Annotated in this window: 24 protein-coding genes; 22 read left to right on the plus strand and 2 right to left on the minus strand. The window is 70.8% G+C overall.

The window, feature by feature from the left end:
- The first annotated feature begins 20 nt into the window (after window positions 1-20).
- From ACLVWQ_RS20170 to ACLVWQ_RS20195, 6 genes are all read left to right on the plus strand, one after another.
- Complete coding sequence (locus ACLVWQ_RS20170) at window positions 21-1,304, plus strand: sugar kinase (protein ID WP_414110310.1); 1,284 nt, start codon at window positions 21-23, stop codon at window positions 1,302-1,304.
- Window positions 1,301-2,065: an IclR family transcriptional regulator gene (locus tag ACLVWQ_RS20175; RefSeq protein WP_414110312.1), complete on the plus strand. Its 765-nt coding sequence runs from the start codon at window positions 1,301-1,303 to the stop codon at window positions 2,063-2,065. Before ACLVWQ_RS20170 ends, ACLVWQ_RS20175 begins: the two co-directional genes overlap by 4 nt.
- On the plus strand, window positions 2,062-2,472 hold the full coding sequence (locus ACLVWQ_RS20180; protein WP_414110313.1) for a RidA family protein: 411 nt from the start codon (window positions 2,062-2,064) through the stop codon (window positions 2,470-2,472). Before ACLVWQ_RS20175 ends, ACLVWQ_RS20180 begins: the two co-directional genes overlap by 4 nt.
- 157 nt (window positions 2,473-2,629) lie before the next feature.
- Window positions 2,630-4,222 (plus strand): GntP family permease, encoded by a 1,593-nt coding sequence (locus ACLVWQ_RS20185; protein ID WP_414110314.1) that lies wholly within the window; start codon window positions 2,630-2,632, stop codon window positions 4,220-4,222.
- Between the two features lie 69 nt (window positions 4,223-4,291).
- Entirely contained in the window at window positions 4,292-5,002 is a 711-nt protein-coding gene (locus ACLVWQ_RS20190; RefSeq protein WP_414110315.1) for a hypothetical protein, read from the plus strand.
- A 215-nt stretch (window positions 5,003-5,217) separates the two neighbouring features.
- Window positions 5,218-6,585, plus strand: a complete 1,368-nt coding sequence (locus tag ACLVWQ_RS20195; RefSeq protein WP_414110317.1) for an Nramp family divalent metal transporter — start codon at window positions 5,218-5,220, stop codon at window positions 6,583-6,585.
- 101 nt (window positions 6,586-6,686) lie between these two features.
- Here the strand turns inward: ACLVWQ_RS20195 and ACLVWQ_RS20200 are convergent, their stop codons facing one another.
- Window positions 6,687-8,375, minus strand: coding sequence for a chitinase (locus tag ACLVWQ_RS20200; RefSeq protein ID WP_414110318.1), 1,689 nt, complete (start codon window positions 8,373-8,375; stop codon window positions 6,687-6,689).
- Window positions 8,376-8,739: 364 nt separating this feature from the next.
- On the opposite strand from ACLVWQ_RS20200, the gene ACLVWQ_RS20205 reads away from it, so the two are divergent.
- The 14 genes from ACLVWQ_RS20205 to ACLVWQ_RS20270 all read left to right on the plus strand — a co-directional run bounded on the left by ACLVWQ_RS20205 (window position 8,740) and on the right by ACLVWQ_RS20270 (window position 21,250).
- Entirely contained in the window at window positions 8,740-9,633 is an 894-nt protein-coding gene (locus tag ACLVWQ_RS20205; protein WP_414110411.1) for a hypothetical protein, read from the plus strand.
- Window positions 9,634-9,791: 158 nt separating this feature from the next.
- Window positions 9,792-10,505, plus strand: coding sequence for a Flp pilus assembly protein CpaB (gene cpaB, locus ACLVWQ_RS20210; RefSeq protein WP_414110320.1), 714 nt, complete (start codon window positions 9,792-9,794; stop codon window positions 10,503-10,505).
- A gap of 71 nt (window positions 10,506-10,576) precedes the next feature.
- On the plus strand, window positions 10,577-12,199 hold the full coding sequence (locus tag ACLVWQ_RS20215; RefSeq protein WP_414110322.1) for an AAA family ATPase: 1,623 nt from the start codon (window positions 10,577-10,579) through the stop codon (window positions 12,197-12,199).
- Between the two features lie 83 nt (window positions 12,200-12,282).
- Window positions 12,283-12,597: a TadE/TadG family type IV pilus assembly protein gene (locus ACLVWQ_RS20220; protein ID WP_414110324.1), complete on the plus strand. Its 315-nt coding sequence runs from the start codon at window positions 12,283-12,285 to the stop codon at window positions 12,595-12,597.
- A 38-nt stretch (window positions 12,598-12,635) separates the two neighbouring features.
- Complete coding sequence (locus tag ACLVWQ_RS20225; protein WP_414110326.1) at window positions 12,636-13,976, plus strand: CpaF family protein; 1,341 nt, start codon at window positions 12,636-12,638, stop codon at window positions 13,974-13,976.
- A 52-nt stretch (window positions 13,977-14,028) separates the two neighbouring features.
- A complete protein-coding gene (locus tag ACLVWQ_RS20230; protein ID WP_414110328.1) occupies window positions 14,029-14,970 on the plus strand; it encodes a type II secretion system F family protein in 942 nt (313 codons plus the stop codon).
- Window positions 14,971-15,046: 76 nt separating this feature from the next.
- Window positions 15,047-15,937, plus strand: a complete 891-nt coding sequence (locus ACLVWQ_RS20235; RefSeq protein WP_414110329.1) for a DUF5936 domain-containing protein — start codon at window positions 15,047-15,049, stop codon at window positions 15,935-15,937.
- A gap of 1 nt (window position 15,938) precedes the next feature.
- A complete protein-coding gene (locus ACLVWQ_RS20240) occupies window positions 15,939-17,393 on the plus strand; it encodes a sensor histidine kinase (protein WP_414110330.1) in 1,455 nt (484 codons plus the stop codon).
- Window positions 17,386-18,138, plus strand: coding sequence for a response regulator (locus ACLVWQ_RS20245; protein WP_414110331.1), 753 nt, complete (start codon window positions 17,386-17,388; stop codon window positions 18,136-18,138). Before ACLVWQ_RS20240 ends, ACLVWQ_RS20245 begins: the two co-directional genes overlap by 8 nt.
- 102 nt (window positions 18,139-18,240) lie before the next feature.
- Window positions 18,241-18,483 (plus strand): hypothetical protein, encoded by a 243-nt coding sequence (locus tag ACLVWQ_RS20250; protein ID WP_414110332.1) that lies wholly within the window; start codon window positions 18,241-18,243, stop codon window positions 18,481-18,483.
- The gene (locus tag ACLVWQ_RS20255; RefSeq protein ID WP_414110412.1) at window positions 18,480-19,097 is read left to right on the plus strand and encodes a pilus assembly protein TadG-related protein; all 618 of its coding nucleotides are present in this window, start codon (window positions 18,480-18,482) and stop codon (window positions 19,095-19,097) included. Before ACLVWQ_RS20250 ends, ACLVWQ_RS20255 begins: the two co-directional genes overlap by 4 nt.
- A 15-nt stretch (window positions 19,098-19,112) precedes the next feature.
- Window positions 19,113-19,706: a hypothetical protein gene (locus ACLVWQ_RS20260; RefSeq protein WP_414110333.1), complete on the plus strand. Its 594-nt coding sequence runs from the start codon at window positions 19,113-19,115 to the stop codon at window positions 19,704-19,706.
- Window positions 19,707-19,708: 2 nt separating this feature from the next.
- Entirely contained in the window at window positions 19,709-20,356 is a 648-nt protein-coding gene (locus tag ACLVWQ_RS20265) for an OmpA family protein (RefSeq protein WP_414110334.1), read from the plus strand.
- 192 nt (window positions 20,357-20,548) lie between these two features.
- Complete coding sequence (locus tag ACLVWQ_RS20270) at window positions 20,549-21,250, plus strand: hypothetical protein (RefSeq protein ID WP_414110335.1); 702 nt, start codon at window positions 20,549-20,551, stop codon at window positions 21,248-21,250.
- A 199-nt stretch (window positions 21,251-21,449) separates the two neighbouring features.
- Here the strand turns inward: ACLVWQ_RS20270 and ACLVWQ_RS20275 are convergent, their stop codons facing one another.
- A complete protein-coding gene (locus ACLVWQ_RS20275) occupies window positions 21,450-21,734 on the minus strand; it encodes a hypothetical protein (RefSeq protein ID WP_414110336.1) in 285 nt (94 codons plus the stop codon).
- 358 nt (window positions 21,735-22,092) lie between these two features.
- On the opposite strand from ACLVWQ_RS20275, the gene ACLVWQ_RS20280 reads away from it, so the two are divergent.
- Window positions 22,093-22,377 (plus strand): GntR family transcriptional regulator, encoded by a 285-nt coding sequence (locus tag ACLVWQ_RS20280; RefSeq protein ID WP_414110337.1) that lies wholly within the window; start codon window positions 22,093-22,095, stop codon window positions 22,375-22,377.
- Window positions 22,378-22,436: 59 nt separating this feature from the next.
- The gene (locus tag ACLVWQ_RS20285) at window positions 22,437-23,312 is read left to right on the plus strand and encodes an LLM class flavin-dependent oxidoreductase (RefSeq protein WP_414110338.1); all 876 of its coding nucleotides are present in this window, start codon (window positions 22,437-22,439) and stop codon (window positions 23,310-23,312) included.
- Window positions 23,313-23,326: the final 14 nt, after the last annotated feature.

Raw genomic sequence — 23,326 nt, forward strand, 5'->3', positions numbered from 1 at the left:
AGCAAGGAGCCTCAGCCATCGTGACCCCCACAGGACCGCCCGTCGGCCCCCACCACGGCGCCACGCACTCCCCGGCCGCCGTGGAGGTCGTCACGCTCGGCGAGTCCATGGTCACGTTCCTGCCCTCCCGCCCGGGTCCCCTGGCCGACGTACCGTCGTTCGAACGGGCGATCGGCGGCGCGGAATCCAATGTGGCCTGCGTACTGGCGGCGGCCGGCCACACCACGAGATGGGTCAGCCGGGTGGGCGCGGACGGCTTCGGCGACCACCTGACCGAGACGATCGCGTCGTACGGCGTGGACACCTCGGCGGTCCGCCGCGACCCCTCCCGCCCCACGGGCATCTACTTCCGCACGGCGAGCGACAGATCCACCGAAGCCCACGAGGTGGCGTACTACCGAACGAACTCCGCGGCCTCGGCGATGGCGCCGGCCACCACAGACATGGACGCCCTCCGCGCGGCCCACGTCCTGCACCTCTCCGGCATCACGGCGGCCCTCTCCACCACCTGCCTGGCCCTCCTGAAGACCCTGACGGCCCCCAGCCCCACCCGCCCCCTGATCTCGTTCGACGTCAACTACCGAGAGGGCCTCTGGCCCGACCGGGCAACGGCGGGCGCCACCCTCCTCACCCTGGCCCGAGGCGCCGACCTGGTCTTCGTGGGCGAGGACGAGGCCGAGGCGGCCTGGGGCGTCACAGGCGGCCCCCGAGCCATCCGCGCGGCCCTGCCGGAGCCACACGTACTGGTGGTCAAGAGCGGCAGCACAGGCGCCACGATCTTCGAGGCGGCGCACCCGCAGCCGCGTACGGACGCGAGGGGGCGTGCCGGGGGGTGTCCGCCCGCAGCGGACGGCGCGTCGACGGCCGCCACTTCTCAGGCACCCGATTCCGCGCCGGACCGAGGACGGACACCCCCCGGCGCGCACCCGCCCCACACGCACCCGGACAACGCGACGCAGCGGGACAACGCAACGCACCCGGACAACGCAACCCAACAGGACAGCACGACCTACGCCCAGGCCCTGAACGTGGACGTGGTCGCCCCGGTAGGCGCGGGCGACGCCTTCGCCGCAGGCTTCCTGTCGGCGACCCTCCGCGGCCTCTCTCCCACCCACCGCCTCCGCCACGGCCACCTCATGGCAGCCGCCGCCCTCACCACCCCCGGAGACCTGGCCGCACCCCCTTCCCGCGCCCACGCCGACCGCCTCGCCGCCCTCGACGACGACGCGTGGGGGAGACTTCGACTCGGCCCCGGCTGGACGCACCCCGCAGACCGGGCCGAGGAGGAGGTACGCACCCCATGAGCCAGACCGTCGACCGAGCGCTGAGCATCCTGCCGCTGCTCGCGGAGGGCCCCGCGGACCTGGGCCAGGTCGCCGACCGCCTGGGCGTCCACAAGTCCACCGCCCTGCGCCTCCTGCGCACGCTGCACGAACACGGCCTGGTCTACCGCCAGTCCGACCAGCGCTACCGCCTCGGCGCCCGCCTCTTCGCGCTCGCCCAGGAAGCCGTGGAGAACCTCGACGTCCGCGAGATCGCCCACCCCCACCTCGTACGCCTCAACGAGAGCTGCGGCCACACGGTCCACCTCGCCGTGCACGAGGAGGGCGAGGTGCTCTACATCGACAAGGTCGAGAGCCGCTACCCGGTGCGCATGTACTCGCGGATCGGCAAGCCCGTCGCCATCACGGTCGCCGCCGTCGCCAAGCTGCTCCTCGCCGACCTGCCCGACCCCGAGCGCCGCGCCTTCGCCGAGAAGCTCGACTACCCCATGTACACGGCCCGTTCGACCCCCAGCGCGCCCGCCTTCCTGCGGGAACTGGACAAGGTCCACGAACAGGGCTGGGCCACCGACCTCGGCGGCCACGAGGAGTCCATCAACTGCGTCGCCGCGCCCATCCGGGGCACCGACGGACGGGTCGTCGCGGCCATGTCCGTCTCCGCCCCGAACGTGGTCGTCACGGAGAACGAACTCCTCACCCTGCTCCCGCTGGTCCGCAGCACCGCGGAGGCCATCAGCGCGGAGTACTCAGGCAAGACCCCGACGAAGGAAGCAAGCCCATGACCGACAAGACCGCCCTCACCCCGAAGACCCACACCACCCCGCCCGCCAAGTTCTCGCACGGCGTCAGGAAGGGGAACATCCTCCAGGTCGCGGGCCAGGTCGGCTTCCTGCCCGCGGTGGAGGGTCAGCCGCCCACACCCGCGGGCCCCACGCTGCGCGAGCAGACCCTCCAGACGCTCGCCAACGTCAAGGCGATCCTCGAAGAGGGCGGCTCCTCCTGGGACGACGCGGTGATGATCCGCGTCTACCTCACGGACGTCGACCACTTCGCCGAGATGAACGCGATCTACAACGCGTACTTCGAGGAGCAGGGCCTCACCGCGCCCCCGGCCGCCCGCACCACGGTCTACGTCGGCCTGCCGGCGGGCCTCCTGATCGAGATCGACGCGCTGGCGGTACTGGGCTGACCCGCACCCCGCGCCCAGCAGCGCGGGGACTCCGGCCTCCACCCCTCAAGCCCCACCCCCCCCAAGCCCCACTCTCAGTACCCCCCACAAACCCCGCACCAAGTACGGCGATACCCCCTGCCCAAATTCACCATGCCCCGAAGAAGAGGCCCTCCCCATGTCATCCCTCCTCGCAGCCACCCCACCCGCCCCAGAGATCCCACCCCACACAGGAGGCCTGCTCCTCCTCCTGGACGGCACGGCAGGACTCCTGACCGTCGCCGCGCTCGGCATCGTTCTGCTGCTCGTCCTGATCATCAAGGTCAGGCTCCAGCCGTTCGTCGCGCTGCTCGCCGTCTCCATAGCCGTCGGCCTGTCGGCAGGCCTCTCCGTCACCGAACTCTTCGGCACCGTCCAGCGGTCGGCCTCGGTCTCGATGATCGAGTCGGGCATGGGCGGCATCCTCGGCCATGTCGCGATCATCATCGGGCTCGGCACGATGCTCGGGGCGATCCTGGAGGTGTCGGGCGGCGCGGAAGCGCTCTCCGCCCGCCTGCTCAGCCTCTTCGGTGAGAAGCGCGCCCCGCTCGCCATGGGCCTCACCGGTCTGATCTTCGGCGTCCCGGTCTTCTTCGACGTCGGCATCTTCGTCCTCGCGCCGATCGTCTACGCCGCCGCCAAGCGCTCGGGCAAGTCGATCCTGCTGTACTGCATGCCGCTGCTGGCGGGCCTGTCGATGACCCACGCGTTCCTGCCGCCGCACCCCGGCCCGGTGGCCGCCGCGGGGCTGTTCAAGGTGGACCTCGGCTGGGTCATCCTGATGGGCGTCGTCGTGGGCATCCCGGCCGTGCTCGCGGCCTGGGTGTACGCCGCCTGGATCGGCAAGCGCATCTTCGTCCCCGTACCGCAGGACATGGTCGAGGCGGCGGAAGAGGCGAAGGCGGCGGTGGCGGCGGAGCGCGCCGCGCGCCGCGCGGCAACCCTGGAAGCCTCCGGGGGCGGTTCCGGCACGACCGGCACCGACGTCACCACCACCGACGTCAAGGGCACGGGCGCCAAGGGCACGGACAGGACCACCCCGGGCGACGACTACGCGGAGCAGCCGGTCCCGCTGGCAACGGTCTTCCTCATCATCGGTACGCCCCTGCTGCTGATCCTCGCCGCGACCTTCTCCTCGATCGCGCTGGACCCCTCGACCCTGCGCTCGGTCATCGAGTTCTTCGGGCACCCCTTCGTCGCGCTGACGATCGCGCTGCTGATGGCCTACTACCTGCTCGGCATCCGGCGGGGCTGGTCCCGCCAGTCGCTGGAGACGGTGTCCACGTCGTCCCTCAAGCCGGTCGGCAACATCCTGCTGGTGGTCGGCGCGGGCGGGGTGTTCGGCGCCGTGCTGAAGGGCTCGGGCATCGCCGACGCGCTCGCCGACACCTTCAACGACGTCGGACTGCCGGTCATCCTGCTGTCCTACCTGATCTCGGTCGTGCTGCGCGTCGCCCAGGGCTCGGCGACGGTCGCCATCGTCACCACCGCCGGCATCGTCGTGCCGCTCGTCGAGGGGCAGGATCTCTCCCAGGCCCATCTGGCGCTGATCATCATGGCGATCTCGGCAGGATCGATCTTCGCGTCGCACGTCAACGACGGAGGGTTCTGGATGGTCGCCAAGTACTTCGGCATCTCCGAGCGCGACACTCTCAAGTCGTGGACGGTTCTGGAGACGGTGCTGTCGGTGGCCGGCTTCGCCGTGGCGGCGGTGCTGAGCGTCTTCATATAGCGGCCGAATAGCGGGACGAAGCGGGGTCCGACTGTTCCTGGCACAGGATCGTCGACCATACTGCCCGCTGTGGAGCAGCGCATAGGACCCAACACCCAGCCCCTGCAAGGCGCCGCGGCCGACCCGGCGTTCGTGCCCGGCATCACGGGCCCGCGCCCCGCCGAGCCGGACGCCGCGAAGCCGAAGGACGCCGAGCCCGAGGAGACCGCCGAGAAGCGGCCGGTCTCCAAGGGCTCGGCGTCGAAGGCCGAAGCCCCGGAGGAGGAACCCGAGGACAAGACGTCCGCACCGGCGGACGACGAGTCCGCAGCCGAACCGACGGCCGAGGCCGACGCCGAGCCGGACGACCGGCCGGAGTCCGAGACCGACGCCAAGCCGGAGGACGAGCCGGAGGGCAAGCCGGACGACGCGACCGAGGCCGGCTCCGAGTCCGGCTCCGAGGACGAGGCCCCCGACGGCGGCCCGGTCTTCGAGGCCTCCGACCGCCGAGCGAAGATCGTCGCCGACCACACGGGCGTCCGGCTGACCCTGGACGACCAGGAGGCCGAGTTCCGCTGGGACGAGATCGGCGCCGTCGAGACGGAGTCCCCGCGCTTCGGGAAGCGGTTCACCATCACGGTGCACACGCCCGACCGCCGCTGGTACCCGCTGGAGATCGAGGCGACGGCCAGGTCACGCTTCAAGGAGTGGGAGACGAGCCTGGACGAGGTCCTGGACACCTACTTCGAGGACGACGAGGACGGCGAGGCAGCCGAGGCAGCCGAGGCAAGCGCCCCGTAAGGGCCGCGGGGAACCGCGCGACAAGCCACCACGGCCCCGCGGTTCCCCACACACCTCGCACCACGCGGCCCCGGAGCCGGCAACAGACCGAGAACAAGCCGAAACCGCGCCCACCCACGCCCGCGCGCATGTGCCGACCCACGCCTGTGCACATCGAGTGGCGATCGACGCGCGCCCTCTTGTGCCCGGGTTCTCTTTACGCTTTCTTGATCGGCATGGCGGACACCTCGGCAGACACGGGCAGCAAGGGCGGCGCGGGCGACTCATCGACCGGGCCGGCCGCGAGCCCCCGTAAATCCAGCTGGAAGTACATCGGACCCGGCATCGTGGTCGCCGCGACCGGCGTCGGCGCGGGCGACCTCGTCGCCACCCTGATCGCGGGCTCGAACTTCGGCTACACCCTCCTGTGGGCCGCCGTCATCGGCTGCCTCGTCAAGATCTCGCTGGCCGAGGCGGCGGGCCGCTGGCACCTGTCCACCGGCCGTACCCTCTTCGACGGCTGGGCGAGCCTGGGCCGCTGGACGTCGTGGTTCTTCGTCGTGTACGTCGTCATCTGGGGCTTCGTCTACGGCGCGGCGGCCATGTCCTCGTCGGGCCTGCCCCTGCAGGCGCTGTTCCCGGACGTCATGGACCTCAAGTGGTGGGCCGTGCTGACCGGCCTGGTCGGTCTGGTCTTCGTCTGGTTCAACAAGTACGCGGTCTTCGAGAAGGTCATGACCGTCCTGGTGGGCGTCATGTTCGTCGTCACGGTCTACCTGGCGATCCGCGTCACCCCCAACCTGGGCGACGCGTTCGCGGGCCTGCTCCCGGTGCTCCCGGACGAGAAGGACTCGATCCTCAACACGCTCGGCCTGATCGGCGGCGTGGGCGGCACGATCACGCTCGCCGCGTACGGCTACTGGGTCAACGCGAAGGGCTGGACGAACACCGGCTGGATGAAGGTGATGCGGCTGGACAACCGCGTCGCGTACATCACCACCGGCATCTTCGTCGTCGCGATGCTCTTCGTCGGCGCGGAACTCCTGCACTCCTCCGGCATCGCCATCGCGAGCGGCGACAAGGGCCTGATCCAGCTCGGCGACATCCTGGCGGACGAGTACGGCACGGCGACCGCCAAGTTCTTCCTCATCGGCTTCTTCGCCACGTCGTTCACCTCGCTCATCGGTGTCTGGCACGGCGTGAGCCTGATGTTCGCGGACTTCGTGGAGCGCTACCGCAGGGACAGGACCGCCGCGGCGTCGGGCCCGGGTGACGCGGACCCGGCCTCGGGCGAGACGGTGGCGTCGGGCACCCACGAGAAGTCCTGGCCCTTCCGCGCCTACCTCCTGTGGCTGACCTTCCCGCCCATCGTCCTGCTCTTCCAGGGCGAGCCCTTCCGCCTGATCATCCTGTACGGGGTCCTGGGCGCGGCCTTCCTGCCCTTCCTCGCCCTCACCCTGGTCTGGCTCCTCAACTCCTCCCGCACCCCGCGGGAGTGGCGCAACGGCTATCTGAGCAACGGCATGCTGACGGTCGCGGGCCTGCTCTTCATCGTCCTGTGCGTGAAGCAGATCTGGGACCAGCCCTGGTCGGAGTTCTTCTGACCCACCCTCCACCGCGACCGGGGCCGGCCCAGTTTCCTGGGCCGGCCCCGACGTCGTACGACGACCCGTGTCCGTGTCCTACGACAGCGACAGTCCGTGTCTCAGGACAGCCCGTGCACGTGCGGTCCCACCGCGTTCGACCACGCGTTGCCCGCCGTGGCGTCCCAGTTCGTCGACCAGGTCATCGCGCCGCGCAGGTCCGGGTAGGTCCTGGACGGCTTGAAGGAGCCGCAGTTCGTGCCCTTGGCCAGGCAGTCCAGGGCGTTGTTCACGACCGTCGGGGAGACGTACCCGCTGCCCGCGCCCCGCGTCGACGCCGGGACGCCGATGCCCACCTGGGACGGGGCCAGGCCGCCCTCCAGCTGGATGCAGGCCAGGGCCGTCAGGAAGTCCACCGAGCCCTGCGAGTACACCTTGCCGTCGCAGCCGAGCATCGAACCACTGTTGTAGTACTGCATGTTGACGACCGTGAGGATGTCCTTGATGTTCAGGGCCGTCTGGAAGTACCCGTTCGACGTGGACTGCATGTCGATGGTCTGCGGTGCCATCGTGATGACCAGCGAGGAGCCCGCAAGCGAGGACAGCGACCGCAGGGCCTGCGTCATGTAGGTGGCGTTGAGGCCGTTCTCCAGGTCGATGTCGACGCCGTCGAACCCGTACGTCTGCATCAGCGAGTGGACGGAGTTCGCGAAGTTCGACGCCGAGGCGGCGTCGTTCACCGCCACCGTGCCGCGCTCGCCGCCGATGGAGACGATCACCTTCTTGCCCGCCGCCTGCTTGGCCCGGACGTCCGCCTTGAACTGGTCGACGGTGTAGCCGCCCAGACCCGCCGAGTCGAGGTTGAAGGTCACCGCGCCGGGCGTCGTCGTGGCGTCCGCGAAGGCCACCGCGATGATGTCGTACTGGGACTGGACGTCGGAGATCTTCTGGACGGCCGCGCCGTTGTCGAAGTTCTGCCAGTAGCCGGTCACCGCGTGCTTGGGCAGGGCGCTGCCGCTGTCGGAGGACTCCGTGGTCGTCCCGGTGACCGCCGTCGACTTCGCCGACTCACCGGCCGTGTTCGTCGCGGTGACCTGGAAGGAGTACGAGGTGGACGCGGCCAGGCCGGTGACGGTCGCCGAGGTGCCGGTCACCGCCAGGACCTTCGTACCGCCGCGGTAGATGGTGTAGCCGCTCGCGCCCGACACCGGGCTCCAGGCGAGGGAGACGGCGGAGGACGTCGTGGAGGCCACGTTCAGTCCCGCGGGCGTCGAGGGGACCACCGGGTCGGGGTCGCCGCCCCCGCCCCCGTCGGGCCCGAACACGGACACGTCGTCGGCGAAGTAGGCCGCCTGCCCGTACCAGCCGTGGGTGTAGACGGTGACGGACGTGGTGTTCGCGCCCGTGGTGAAGGACGTCGTCAGCTGCTTCCAGGAGGACGAGTCGGGGGTCCAGGTCGACACGTCCGTCGTCCCCGTGCCGCTCGCGCCGAGGTACGCGTAACCGCCCTGCACCCACGCGCTCAGCGTGTAGGTGGAGTTGGCCTTCACCGCCACGGTCTGGCTGCACCGGGCGTTGTCCTGCCCGGCGGGCGTGGCCTTCAGGGCGGACGTGCCGCCGTGCACGGGGGAGGAGACGGCGGAGCCGCTGCCCGCCGAACAGGTCCAGTCGGAGATCCCCGACTCGTAGCCGGCGTTCTTGGTGTTGTTGACGTCGGCGGCCGCGGCCTGGCCGGCGCCGGCCAGGGAGAGGGCGGACGCGGCGAGCACGGCGGCGAGGGCGCCTGCCCAGGTCCGTCTGCGCCTGGGCATGCCTGGTACACGGTCCACTGGGGCCTCCGGTGGGGGTGTGGGGGCGGAGTTGTGGGGGAGCGAGCACGGTGGCCACCGTTGACTACCCAAGCTGGTCCAGACCAATCCGGTTGTCAAGACCTCTGAAGGGCTCAACACCCCTGCCGGGCCCCGGATTTGCCGGACACGCGGCTCACTCTGTGTGGATCACGTCGTACGTTGGGTGAGTTGATCTCAGGGATCCGGTGTTGAGTGGGGCATGCCGTGGATAAGGTGCAGGTGCGGAAGGACGCCACAGTGGCAATCTGTGTCCGACCGTGTGCAATTCATGGCGACTCAGGGGCGATCTGGGACGGTGGTCGACCACCCCGTCCCGGTGAACGGGGTGGTGTGCAGCGTGCCGACCGCGATAGCCGTCACCAGTTCCGACCTGGTGCTCCCGCCGCTCGACCGGCAGACCCCGCCCGCCGTCGTCCAGCCCCTCGAAAGCCTCGAAGGCTCCATCGCGGGGATGTACGCGCTCATCGAGCAGCACGGTTATGTGATCGTGCTGTACCCGACCTCCACCTCGGACGCCGTCACCCGGCGGCTGCACGCCGTGCGCTCCGTCCTGGAGAGCGACCGCATCGCGCTGCTCGGTCTCGACCTGCCGCCGCTGGGGCTCGCCCTGCTCGCCCAGCAGCTGCGCCAGCTCTCCGTCTGCGACTTCAGCCCCGGGGTGCTCGCCTCCTCCGCGCGGCTGCTCGCCCACTACATCTACTCGGGCGCCCTGCTGAACTCGGTCGCCAAGCTCGACCGGGTTCCGGTGTCGCTCACCTCGCACGCCAAGTCCTGGGTGCCGAGCGCGCAGTTCGCCGTACTGGCCACGCCGCGGCCCCAGTTGGTGCGCGTCGGCCAGGAGGAGCTGACCGGGCCCGAGTTCGGGACGCGGATGCTCGTCGCGCCCGGTCAACTGCCCGCCGACTGGCTCACCGGCACGCTCGCGCCGGCCTGGCGGGTCCAGGGCGCCGTGACCGTGCCGCTGCCCGCCGAGTCGGCCCGCTGGTGGGGCACGGGCAAGGTCGCCGAGTTCGCCGCGGGCCTGTACGACGTGTCCGTGCTGTACCAACTGGTGTCGTCCGTACGGCGCGACGAGTGTCACTGGTGCGGACTGGAACTCATCGGCGACCGCTGCGGTTTCTGCGCGGCGCCGCTGCCGCCACCCTCGTCGAGGGAGCTTCCGAAGGCCGCCGTGAGGGCAGTCTCTTCGGTACGCGCCCTGCCCCGAGGGGCCATGTGAGTCACGCGGGTCAGGCACGTACACATGAATAACGGTGAATACAGGCCGGTATCGCACACCCGGTACGGCACAGCACGCGCAGCACACCCGGCACACGCGCACACTCAGCACGGCAGGCCAGCTCAAGTACCCGGTAAGTCCCCACGAGGTGAGATGTAGTGAACTCGCGCCAGCGCCGCGGCGTCATCCTGCTGGTCCTCTCGGTCCTGTGCGCCGTGGGCGCCTTCGCCGGAGTGCTGTCGGTGATCCGTGACGTGAACTCGAAGGTCGGGCCCGAGGTCGCGGCGTACCGCCTGAAGGACGACATCGCCCCCTACAAGGCGCTGTCGGCCGACCAGTTCGAGAAGGTCTCGATGCCCGAGCGATGGCTCTCGTCCACCGCGGTCACCAGCCTCTCCCAGCTCCGCGGCAAGATCGCCGTCACCCAGCTGCGGAAGGGCTCGCTCCTCCAGACGGACATGATCGTCGACCGGCCCGCGCTGCGGGCGGGCCAGCAGGAGATCGCGATCATGATCGACGCGGCGACCGGTGTGGCCGGCAAGATCAACCCTGGTTCGCGGGTCAACATCTACGCCACGTTCAAGGACGACACCGACAACGGCAAGGACCAGTCGAAGGTCATCGTGCAGAACGCCCGCGTCATCGACGTCGGCAAGCTGACAGCGCTCGACCCCGGCCAGGACAGCAACGACCGCCGCCGTACCGCGAACGAGGCCGTCCCCATCACGTTCGCCCTCGACACCGCCGACGCCCAGCGCGTCGCGTACGCCGAGTCGTTCGCGGAGCACGTCCGCCTCGCCCTGGTCGCGGGCGGCGCCGACGCCGCCGTCGCCCCCGGCGACCGCACGTACACCCTCGACGAGGACAAGTAGGAGGCCGTGATGCGCTCAGCCCCCGCGAAGTCGTCCCAGTGGTCCCCGTCGACCCGTGCGAGGTCGGGCCGATGACCATCCGCATCCTGCCCGCCGTCGGCGACATCGACTCGGCCCGCGCGCTCGGCACCCTCCTGAGCCAGCTCGCCGACACCGACCCCGCCCCGCCGGTCGCCGACACCACGGCCCTCCTGGACACCCTGGCCCGGCTGGCCGCGGAGTCCCTGGACGAACTGCCCGAAGTCGTCCTGGTCCACGAGCGGATCGGCCCGGTCCCCGCCCTCGACGTCATCCGCGACCTCGTGCTGCGCTTCCCGGCCGTCGGCGTCGTCCTCATCACCGCCGACACCAGCACGGGCGTACTGACCGCCGCGATGGACAGCGGCGCCCGCGGCATCGTCGGCCTGCCGCTGGGCTACGACGCCCTCGCCGAACGCGTGACCGCGGCCGCGGCCTGGTCCACCGGCATGCGCCGCCACCTGGGCAACGGCACCCCCGAGCTGTACGCGGGCCCCGGCGGCACGATCGTCACGGTGACCGGCGCGAAGGGCGGCGTCGGCGCGACGGTCACGGCCGTCCAGCTCGCCCTGGCCGCACAGGCCTCCGGCCGCTCCGTGGCCCTGCTCGACCTGGACCTCCAGTCCGGCGACGTCGCCTCCTACCTGGACGTGCAGTTCCGCCGCTCCATCGCCGACCTCGCCGCGATCAGCGACATCAGCCCGCGGGTGCTCCAGGACGCGGTCTACGCCCACGACACCGGCCTCGGCCTGCTCCTCGCCCCCGCCGAGGGGGAGCGCGGCGAGGAGATCACCGACCGGGTGGCCCGGCAGGTGCTGGCCGCCCTGCGCTCCCGCTACGACCTCGTGGTCGTCGACTGCGGCGCCCAGCTCAACGCCGCGAACGCCGCCGCCGTCGAACTCGCCGACCAGGCACTGCTCCTGGTCACCCCCGACGTCGTCGCCGTGCGCGCGGCCAAGCGCATGGTCCGCATGTGGGACCGCCTCCAGATCCGCAAGGCCGAGGAGACCCGCACGGTCGTCAACCGCTTCGCCCGCGGTACGGAGATCCAGCCCTCCCTGGTCGAACGCGTCACCGGCACCAAGGTCACCCGCTCCACGATCCCGGCGGCCTTCAAGGAACTCCAGTCCGTCGTGGACGCGGGCCGTATGCAGGACCTGGACGCCCGCTCCACGGTCAAGCAGGCGCTGTGGGCCCTCGCCGGCGAACTGGGCCTGGTGGCCGAACAGCCCACCGGCGGCGGTGGCGGCGGACGGCGCCGCAGGGCCGCCTCGGACAAGGGAGCCCTCTCGCTGCGCCGCAAGGGCGGCGACCGGGGCGCGGTCACCCTCGAATTCGCCGGGATGTTCCCGATCCTGCTGGTCGTGATGACGATCCTGTGGCAGTGCGTGCTGTACGGCTACACCTACTCCGTCGCCGGGAACGCGGCGGACGAGGCGGCGCGGGCGGCGACGGCGGCGTACGCGGTCGACGGGGACGTCCAGGGCGCCTGCGCCACCGCCGGCGGCAAGAACCTCCCGGGTGCCTGGGACGGCGCGCAGATCTCCTGCGCGTCGGACGGTTCGGTCATGAAGGCCACCGTCAAGGCGGAGGTGCCTCTCTTCTTCCCGGGCTTCGACGCGGGCTGGAAGGTCCAGGGCGAGGCGGGAGCGGCACTGGAGGGGGACGACGGATGAAGCACGGCCTGCGGCTCTCACGCCGCCGACACCACTTACGGCGTCTGTTCTTACGTCGTCTGCGGGACGACCGGGGTGTCTCCATGCTGGAGTTCGCCGGATTCCTGCCCATCCTCCTCGTCATCGGGATGGCCGCCATCCAGCTCGGCCTGATCGGCTACGGCATCAACCAGGCCGGTTCGGCGGCGCGGGCCGCGGCACGGGCCGCCTCGCAGGGCGACGACGGCACGGCGGCGGGGGTGGCCTCGGTGAGCGGGTGGCTCCATCCGTCGGTGTCGGCCCCCGAGGGCACCGGTGACCTCACCACCGCGACGGTCACGCTCAAGGTGCCCGCCGTGATCCCCCTCCTGCCGACCGTGACCGTGGAACGCCACGCCACGATGCCCACCGACGACTGACTCACCGAGACACCGAGAGACCGAGAGGAGGCGACCCCATGAGCCTGCGAGCCCGTATCGCCACACCCGAGGAGGGCGGAGCCGGTCGCGAGGACGGACACCTCGTCGCCGTCTACCGCGCCAAGCTCCTCGAGGAGATCGACCTCGCGGAGATGTCGAGCCTCGCGGCGGCCGAGCGGCGCCTGCGCCTGGAGCGTGTGCTCGGGCACATCATCAGCCGCGAGGGCCCCGTCCTCTCGACCACCGAGCGCGCCCAGCTGATCCGCCGGGTCGTCGACGAGGCCCTGGGCCTCGGCGTCCTGGAGCCCCTCCTCGCCGACGCGTCGATCACCGAGATCATGGTCAACGGCCCGGACTCCATCTTCGTGGAGCGCGCCGGACGCGTGGAGCAGCTCCCCCTGCGCTTCGCCTCGAACGAACAGCTGATGCAGACCATCGAGCGCATCGTCTCCACCGTCAACCGCCGCGTGGACGAGTCGAACCCGATGGTCGACGCCCGCCTCCCCACCGGGGAGCGCGTCAACGTCATCATCCCGCCGCTCGCCCTCACCGGGCCCACCCTCACGATCCGCCGCTTCCCCCGCGCGTACACCCTCCCCGAACTCATCGGGCTGGGCTCGCTGGACGAGCAGATGCTGATGCTGCTCGCCGCGTTCGTGCGCGCCCGCTTCAACGTCATCGTCAGCGGCGGTACGGGCTCAGGGAAGACGACCCTCCTCAACGCGCTCTCCGGGCTCGTCCCGTCCCACGAGCGCATCATCACCATCGAGGACTCCGCGGAGCTCCAGCTCCAGCAGGAGCACGTGATCCGCCTGGAGTCCCGCCCGCCGAACGTGGAGGGCAAGGGCCAGATCACCATCCGCGACCTGGTCCGCAACTCCCTGCGCATGCGCCCCGACCGCATCATCGTCGGTGAGGTCCGCGGCGGCGAGACCCTCGACATGCTCCAGGCCATGTCGACGGGCCACGACGGCTCACTCGCGACCGTCCACTCGAACTCCGCCGAGGACGCCCTGATGCGGCTCCAGACCCTCGGCTCGATGTCCGAGGTGCAGATCCCCTTCGAGGCGCTCAAGGACCAGATCAACTCCGCGGTGGACGTGGTCGTCCAGTTGACCCGGCACGCGGACGGCTCCCGCAAGGTCACCGAGATCGCGCTCCTGGTCTCGCACGGCCGCGAACAGTTCCGCATCGTGCCCGCCACCCGGTTCGTCGCCCGCCCGGCCGGCCCCGACCGGGTCGTCCACGGCCACTTCGAACACCTCCCGCTGCCCCGCTCGGTCGTGGAGAAGCTGTACGTGGCGGGCGAGCCGCTGCCGCCCGCCTTCGGCGTGGTGGAGGCCATCGACGTCCGCAACACCCGGCAGGCCATCGGATGACCCCCACGCGAGAAGAGACGACCCCCACGCGAGAAGAAGAGAGGAGCGAGCCGTGAACGACCCGGCCCTGCTCGCCCTCGGCGCCACGATCCTGTGCGGCACGCTCGCCGTCGCGGGCGTCCACACGTACGCGTCCGGCCGCGCCCAGCGCCAGGCCCTCGTCGACCGGCTCTCCGGCGGCGGCCCCCTGCGCACCGCCGCGGGCCGCGCCCGCCGCTTCGCCGCCGTCGACCGCCGCCTGCGCCGCACCCGCCTGGGCCGCACCATCCAACTGCGCCTGTCGGCAACGGGACTCGACGTGACCGCGGGTGAGTTCTTCACGTACGTGGCCGCCGTGGTCGTCGCGCTCTGGCTGATCGCGGCCTCCGTGCTGGCTCCGTTCTTCGGCCCCATCGCGGGCGTGGTCGGCGTCTGGAGCGCCGCGGTCTTCCTCAACTGGCAACGTCAGAAACGCATCGAGGGCTTCATCAACCAGCTCCCCGACGTGGCACGCCTGCTGGCCAACGCGGCGGCGGCCGGACTCGCCCTGCGGACGGCCCTGGCGATGGCGGCGGAGGAGCTGGAGGCCCCGGCGGGTGAGGAACTGGCCCGGGTGGCGGACCAGCTGACCCTGGGCCGCTCGGTCGACGACGCGCTCGGCGAACTGGCCGAACGCCTCCCGTCCCGGGAACTGGTCGTCCTCGTCACCACGCTGGTCCTCGCCAACAAGGCGGGCGGCTCGGTCGTCAACTCCCTGCGGAACCTCACCCAGACCCTGGAGGACCGCAAGGAGACCCGCCGTGAGGTGCGCACGATGCTCTCCGAGGTGAACGCGACGGCCTTCACGGTCCCGCTCCTCGGCCTGGGCTCGCTCCTGCTCATCAACTCCTCGAACGAGGGCGCCCTGGCCAAGGTGACCGGCTCCCCGCTGGGCCAGACCCTGGTACTCATCTCCATGGGGCTCTACACGGTCGGGTTCTTCGCCATCCGCCGCCTGGGCAAGATCGAAGTATGAGCGCATCCGGACACGAGGCATGAAGACACGAGGGCCTGAGGACATGAGGACATGAGGACATGAGGAGGGGATCACGATGCTCGCTCTGCTGCTCGCCGCGCTGATGGGCCTCGCCGTCGGAGGCATCCTCCTCGGCGTCCGCATGTACCGCGCGGAGGCCAAGCTCCCCGGCGACCTGGCCCTGGCGCTGGAGGTCGGCGGGACCCGCGTCTCGAAGGCGGACTCGGCGGTCGACCGCCTCGGCATGCGCTTCGCCCCGCTCGTGCTGCGCATGATGGGCCCCCGCCGCGTGGACGCCAAGCGCCGCCGCATAGACATGGCGGGCAACCCCGGCGGCCTGACCCTGAACCGCTACGCGGCCCGCAGGGCGGTGTACGGCGTCTTCGGCGTGCTGCTCTTCCTGATCTTCCTCACGAACGGGCAGCTCCTCTTCGCCCTGATGGCCCTCGCGTTCGGCCTGCTGGCCGCCGACGCCCTCATCTGGCAGGCGATCCGCGACCGCAAGGACGTCATCGACCGCACCCTCCCCGACTTCCTGGACGTCCTGGCGGTCGTGGTGTCGGCGGGTCTCGGCTTCCGCCAGGCCCTGGAACGCGTCGCCGACCACTACGAGGGCCCGTGGGCGGACGAACTGCGCATCACGCTGCGCCAGATGGACATGGGCGTCAGCCGCCGTCAGGCCTTCGACGAACTGCGCAGGCGCAACTCCTCCGAGCAGGTCGCGCAGTTCGTCTCGGCGCTCCAGCAGGGCGAGGAGCTGGGCTCCCCGATCGCCGAGACGCTCATCCAGCTCGCCACGGACATGCGGCGCACCGACGCCCAGAACTCCCGCCGCCGGGCCGCGAAGACGATCCCCAAGGCGACGCTGGTCACCCTGGTCTTCATGCTCCCGGCCACGATGATCCTCATCGCCACCGGAATGTTCCTGGGCTCGGGCACGAACTTCGGCTCGATCCTGGGACGCTGAGATGACGCCCGGCTGGCACCGGCGGTGGGCGACGCGCCCCCTTGGAGGGCCCCGTCAGGAGCCCCGTCAGGAGCCCCGTCAGGAACTCCTTCAGGCGCTACGGACCCGCAGGTTCAGAACCCGCGCCCGCGCCGGCGGCCATCCCACCGGGCCCACCGGCTACTTCGCGGACGACGCGGCAGCGCCCAGCGTCCGCCTCCAGCTCAACGCCCTCCAGGCCCTCTGCCGCCAGGCCTTCGCGGTCAGGCTCACCCTGATCGCGATCGGCGCCCCCTTCGCGACGGCCAACGCGGCGGACGGCCTGCCCCGCTACGGCGTCCTCGCCGCCGCGGTCCTGGGCGTGATGGGCTCGTACGCCATGCTCAGGGACTGGGACAGATGCGCGCCGAAGCTCCTGGCGCACCCCACGCTCCTGGCGGTGGACCTGGTCTTCGGCGCGATACTGCTGCTGACGGCGTCCCCCGTCTCCCCGCTCGCGTACGCCGCGGTCTGCACCCCCCTCCTGGCGGGCCTGCTGTACGGCTGGCGCGGCTCCGGGGTCTTCACGGGACTCCAACTGGTGGTCCTGCTGACGGTGTTCAGGGCGTGGGAACAGCGCCCCGGCGCCGGCGCGAGCACCCTCCTGGTCGCGGGCTTCTGCGTCGCGGCGGGCATCATCGGCGTCACCCTGCGCAATCTGATGTTCCACTTCGGCGCGGCCGGCCTGGCGCTCGCGGAGGCGAACTCCCGCCTGGCCGTCGCGGAGGCCGTCGAGTCGGAACGGGCCCGGCTGGCCCGGGAGATGCACGACTCGGTGGCCAAGACCCTGCACGGCCTCGCGCTCTCCGCCGAGGCCCTGGCGGTGGCGGCCGACCACGACCCCGACCCGCGTGCCCTCAGGTCCCAGGCGACGGCGGTGGCGGGCGCGGCGCGGCGGGCGGCGGCGGAGTCCCGGGAACTGCTGACGGACCTGCGGGCCCACACCGCCCTGGCGAGCCCGCCCATGGACCTGGTGACGGAACTGGCCTCCAGAGTGGCCGACTTCGAGTCCCGTACGGGGCTGAGGGCGACGTTCGCCCACGAGGGCGCCGCGGATCCGGTGCTCCCCGGCGACGCGCCCCGCCAGCTCCTGGCGATCGTCTCGGAGGCCCTGGAGAACGCCCACCGGCACGCGGGCGCGACCCGGGTGGACGTGACTCTGGACGCCTCGCACTCGCTGCTGCGCCTGACGGTGCGGGACGACGGCACCGGTGCGGCCGTGTCCCTCGACGACGTACATGTCCTGGCGAGAACCGGCCACTTCGGTCTGCTGGGAATGCTGGAGCGCGCGGCGTCCATGGGCGCGGTGCTCCACCTGCGAGGAGCCGAGCACGGGGGCACGGAGGTCACGACGACGCTCCCGCTCCGCTCCCTGCCCTCCTCCTCGCTGTCCGCACGCCCCTCACACACTCCCCAAGAGGAGGCCGCACATGCCTGAACGGGCACTTCCCGGCCGGCCCCTGCGTGTGCTCGTGGCCGACGACAACCCGGTCGTCCGGGCCGGTCTCGCGGCCCTGCTGAACGCCCACCCGGGCATCCGGGTCACGGCCCAGGCGTCCGACGGAGCGGAGGCGATTGCGATAGCGACCTGTCACCGCCCTGACGTGATCCTGCTCGACGTACGCATGCCGGGCACGGACGGCCTGACCGCGCTTCCGGCTCTCGCCCGGCTGGCTCCGGTGATGATGCTGACGTACAGCCGTGAGCGCGAGGTGGTGGCACGGGCGTTGCACCTGGGTGCCGTGGGTTATCTGGTGCACGGTGAGTTCACCGCGGACGAACTGGTCACCGCGGTGCGGGACTTGAGCGACGGGCGGGCCGTCTTCACTTCCTCGGCCGTCGGTGTCTCGGATTCGCTCGGTGTTTCGTACGAACCGAACCAAAACTCTTCGCAGCTGCAATCAGTTGTGGCACAGTCGTCAAAGGCTCGCCCCGCCTACGCGGCACGGCTCCACCGCCGCGCTCACGATCGTCCCGAATTCGGGCTGAGTTCACGGGAGGTGGAGGTCATGGATCTCATCGCGGCCGGCATGAGCAACCAGCAGATCGCCGCCACGTGCTTCATCAGCGAGAAGACGGTCAAGAATCACATCAACCGCATCTTCGCGAAGCTGCACAGTTCTTCCCGCAGCGAAGCGATCGCCCACTGGCTGGGCACGGCCCACGGGGGGTGGAACAGGTGACTCCGACCACGGGAAGTTGGGCCCCTGGACCCACACGCCGTAGGCGGATTCTCACGTACGGTGCGCGGGAAGGTAGTGGTTTTGGGTGGGAGAGGAGGGGCCATGGTGGCGAAGGACTGGACGCTGAGGGCAACGGTGGGCGTGGAGCGGGCCTTCGGGGCGTGGGCCCGGACCGTGTCCGGCCGCATGCGGGGCCGGGACCGGGATCAGGGGGCGGGCTTCGTGGAGTATGCGGGGCTGATGATTTTGATCGCCGGGATCTTCACGCTGATCGACGGCCTCGGCCTCGACGGACTGATCTCCGGCGCGATCCTGAACGCGGTCAATCAGGTCATCGGCGGCTGACCCACGTACGCAGGCACGCGGACCGTGGATCGACGCTTCCGATCTACATCTGGCTGACGGCGATCCTGCTCTTCGCCGCGTTCGCGTTCTTCGCGTTCGCCCAGGCGGCGTCCGCCCGTAACGGAGCTCAGTCCGCGGCGGACGCCGCCGCGTTGGCGGCCGCGCAGGACGCCAGGGACGAGCTGGTGGAGGGCCTGGGTGGCGCCATCGGCGGGGACGACTGGCTGGACTGGCTCGACGGCGACACCTTCGGCGACCTGATCACCGGCGCCGGAGCCACGGCCGCGGCTCAGCAACTGGCCGCCGAGAACGACTCGACCGTGCAGGGCGGGGCCCAGCCGACCGCTGTCGGCCCCCTGCCCGGATTCAAGGTGGCCGTCAGGACCAACTTCACGGTGGGCGACTCGATCATTCCGGGCACGGAGACGAAACATGCCACGGCGGACGCCACCGCCGTCATCGCACCGCGGTGCGACTTCGACCTCGACGCCGATCCCGGGGACCCCGTCACACTGGACTGTGACGGTGAACCCGTGGACATCGACCCCGAAGATTTCGATTTGGACGACCTTCCCGACGCGTCCGTGCTGTTCTCTGTGCATCTGGCCGAGTGAAAGGAAGCTGTTCCAATGGACATTCGGCACACCATGTGGGGCCGCAGGGCACTGACCGCGGTGGCGATCACGACGGGGCTGGTCCTCACGGTGGCCGGCTGCGGGGGCGGTGGAGACGACGAGGGTTCGGACAAGAACACGTCGTCCTCCGCACCGGGGAAGAGCGATGGGGGCGACGACAAGCAGGACTCCCAGTCGCCCTCCGCCCAGGAGATCCTCGCCGAAGTGAAGAGCGACGGACTGACGTTGGCCATCACGTCGGCCCACCGGGACGAGGGCGGTTTCGTCACCGTCGAGGGGACGGTGACCAACGGCAGCGGCCAGGCCTGGGTGGCCGCGGACTGGCGAGGTGACGAGCGGGAGCTGGCCGGGAACGGCGGGTCCATCGCGGGTGCCAGCCTGGTCGATCAGACCGGCAAGAAGAAATACCTCGTGCTGCGTGACACGGAGGGGCGCTGCCTCTGCACCAGGTTCACCGGTGGCGTCAGTTCGGGCGCGACCAAGGAGTGGTTCGCCCAGTTCCCCGCCCCACCCGAGGACACCACCAAGGTCTCCTTCCAGGTCGGCTCGATGCCCCCCGCCTCCGTAGAGATCTCAGAGGGCGAGTGACCATGCCCCCCACCCTGCGCACCGTGTCCATCACCCTCACCGCCCTCACCACGCTCGTCTTCATGACGCCGCTGACCGCGGCCCACGCGGACGACGAGGACCCGAGCGCCCCGCCGGGCAGCGTCAGTACGTCACCGCCCCCCGAGGTCGACGCGAACAGCCCGGGGCTCAAGCTCGCCGACGGGGCGACGCTCGCGGGTGCGCGGGTGCTCGACATCAAGTCGGTCGTCGAGGACCTCGGCGGTGAGGAACGCCGCGAGGACACGAACGAGGACGTGACGTTCGCCCTCCAGGCGGAGGTCCTCTTCCCGAAGAACAGTTCCAGGCTCAACCCGGAGGCCCGCGCCCGCATCGCGACGATCGCCGCCGAGATCAAGTCGCAGAAGGCCACGACCGTCCGCGTCTTCGGCTTCACGGACAACCTCGGCTCGTACGCCCACGGCGTCACCCTCTCCAAGGGGCGCGCGGAAGCCGTCCACGAGCAACTCGCCGCGGGCCTCGGCGGGACGGAGGTCACCTTCGAGGTGCGTGGCTACAGCGAGGACTACCCGATCGCCGACAACACCTCGGAACAGGGCCGCCGCAAGAACCGCCGCGTGGAGGTGACGTTCCCGAAGGGGGTGGCGGAGGCGAGCCCCAGCCAGAGCTGAAGCGCGCCAGAGCTGAATCGGGCCGGAGCGGTGGGCCCGGTTCCGTTGTTACCAAGTGCGGACAGGACCTCGGTGAACAACTTCTGCCCGGGTGCCCTCTCACAGGGTGTAACGAACAGCGGATCCGATCGGTCGCCCTGCGGAAGCAGGCGCGGACGCCGGTCATCCTCACACCCCACGGAGGACCCCACCATGACCACTCGCCGTACCGCCCGTAACGCTCGTACCGCCCGTTCCGCCGTTCTGGTGGCCGTCGCCGCCGCTGCGGCTCTCTCGCTGACCGCCTGCCAGAGCGGAGGCAGCGACGACACCGGCTCCGAGAAGAAGAACTCCAGCTCCTCCTCCGGCTCCACCGGCAACGGCGGTTCGCACAACGGCACCAAGACCAGCGCGGACAAGAGCGAGGCGGACAAGACCGAGACCGATTCGCCCGCAGCGAAGAGCGCCACCGAGCCGGCCGGCGGAAGCAATTCGGCGGTCCCGGACCGGACCGAGGACCTGGCGGACGGCGTCAGCAAGGCCGAGATCTACGAGCTCGGCGAGCAGCACTACCGCGTCGACATCGTCGCCCGCGGTTCGGTCCTGGCCACGCTGGAGACGGACGAGCACGACGCCGGCCTCGACGCCAACGACATGTTCGTGGTGGTCACGCTGGGCGGCGAGGTCCGTTCCTGGATGGGCGGCGGCCACCAGGGGCCGGGCACCTTCAAGCTCGAGGGCGGCTGGACGGCCAAGGTCACCAAGCTCGGCGAGCTCCGGTACCGCGCGGAGATCCTCGGCAACGAGGGCGACGTGGAGGCCACACTGGAGACGGACCAGCAGGACGTCGGCCTCGACGCCAACGGCAGCTCCATCGTGCTCAGCGCCGGCGGCGTGATCAGCTCCAACCTGTAAATGCGGCCTCTGCGGCGGGCTCGCCCTCCACGAGGCTCTCGGCTTCGCGGAAGGCTTCCATGACCCACTCCTGGATTTCGGTGGAGTTAGGGTCCGATCTCCGCTTCCTTCGCCCACGGCACGCCTGACAGATCAGGCAGCGTGCCCTTCGAACCGGAACTCAGGAGTGGTGCCCGGATCGATCCGGGCACCCCATTCGCTACCGCGTTCGACAGCGCGGACACCTGCACGGTGGGTACGCCGAGGTGAGCGGCAGCGCGGCGCCTCGGCCGCCCGTCAGGACCTCGACGCGGCCCCGGTCCTCGGTCACGGCACCCGCCGCGTCCACCCTGTAGACGCGCAGGGTGAGCCGGGAACGGCGGCGGGGGGTGGCTTCGAGGAGCTCGTACGCGTCCGGGAAGGGCGGGTAGTGGCCGGCGCACTCCTGGCACGCGTAGACGTTGAACCCGGGTCCCGTCGCGGCGTGCACTTCGTGAACCAACACAGGCTCTGTGGTGGTGCGCTCGCAGCGGGCGCACATCCGCACGGCCGCCCGCGTCATCGGGAGGCCACCCGTACGCCGCGCGCGAAACGGGGCGGAGGAACCGGGGTGAACCGAAGGGGCGGCGCCTCGCCGAGGCGGTGACGGCCTCGGGGTTGCGGGGTGCAACAGGTCAGCACCCATGCCAGGAATCGAACGATAGGGTCGAGCACGTCGGCGCTCCTTTGACAGCGTCGGCCACGCCCCGGGACGGCTGGTATCCGTCGCCGGGGTCTCTTGCGCCTCGACGGTACAAGCTCAGTGGAGCTATGTATAGCTCACTGATGGTTACTGCAGGTCAAGCATGCTTACGGTGGCTCTTATGAGTGACCAGAACAAGATTCCGGACTTTGACCCGCAAGGGCCGCAACTTGTGTACGTCGCCATCGCGGACCACATTGCCGCGCGTATTGCGGCGGGCGAGTTGCAGCCGGGCGCTCGCCTGCCTCCCGAGCGGGACCTCGCAACCGAATACGGGGTCGCGTACCTGACGGTGCGCCGCGCCGCCCAGGTGCTGCGTGAGCGCGAACTCATCGTCACCGTGCACGGCAAGGGCACGTTCGTCGCCGATCCGCTGCCGGGGCCGGAGGCTCCCCATCCGGCTTGACCACGTTCGCCCCGCCGAAACAGGTTGAGCCCCGCCCGCCCTCCGGGTAGGAAGATCGCATGACCACACTCGGTGCCGTGTTCCGGCCTCAACTGCCCCCAGAACGTCTACGAGCCGTCGCCCGCGCCGCGGAGGACGCCGGGCTGGAGGAGCTCTGGCTGTGGGAGGACTGCTTCCTCGAAGGAGGCGTCTCCGCGGCGGCCGCGGCCCTCGCCTGGACCGAACGCCTGCGCGTCGGCGTCGGCCTTCTCCCCGTGCCGCTGCGCAACGTGGCCGTGACCGCGATGGAGGCGGCCACCCTGCACCGCCTCTTCCCGGGCCGGCCCGTCCTGGGCGTCGGCCACGGCGTGCAGGACTGGATGGGGCAGGTCGGCGCGCGGGCCGAGTCGCCCGTGACGCTGCTGCGCGAGTACCTCACAGCCCTGCGCGCCCTGCTGGGCGGCGAGCGCGTCACGACCGACGGCCGGTACGTGAAGCTGGACGGCGTCGCCCTCGACTGGCCCCCGCAGGCGCCCGTGGAGATCCTCGCCGGAGCCACCGGACCCCGCTCGCTCAAGCTCTCCGGAGAGGCCGCGGACGGGACGATCCTCACCGCCGGTACTCCGCCCGAGGGCGTCCGGCAGGCCCGCCGGCTCATCGACGAGGGGCGGGCGGCAGCTTCCCGTACCGGCGACCCGCACACCGTCGTCGTCTACCTCCTCACCGCCACCGGCCCCGGCGCCACCGCCCGCCTCCAGGCAGAGCTGGTGGCCGAAGGCGTGGCGTCGGTCCCCGACCTCGGGGTCGCCGGGGACGCCGACACCGTCGCCAAGGCCGTACAGCGACTCACGGACGCCGGCGCCGACACCGTGATCCTCCAGCCCACCGCCGACGAACCGGACCCCGAGGGATTCGTCCGCTTCACCGCCGAAGAGGTACGCCCCCTCGTGCCCTGAGCCCCACAGGACCC

This window comes from Streptomyces sp. CWNU-52B (assembly GCF_047444975.1).
GTDB lineage: Bacteria > Actinomycetota > Actinomycetes > Streptomycetales > Streptomycetaceae > Streptomyces.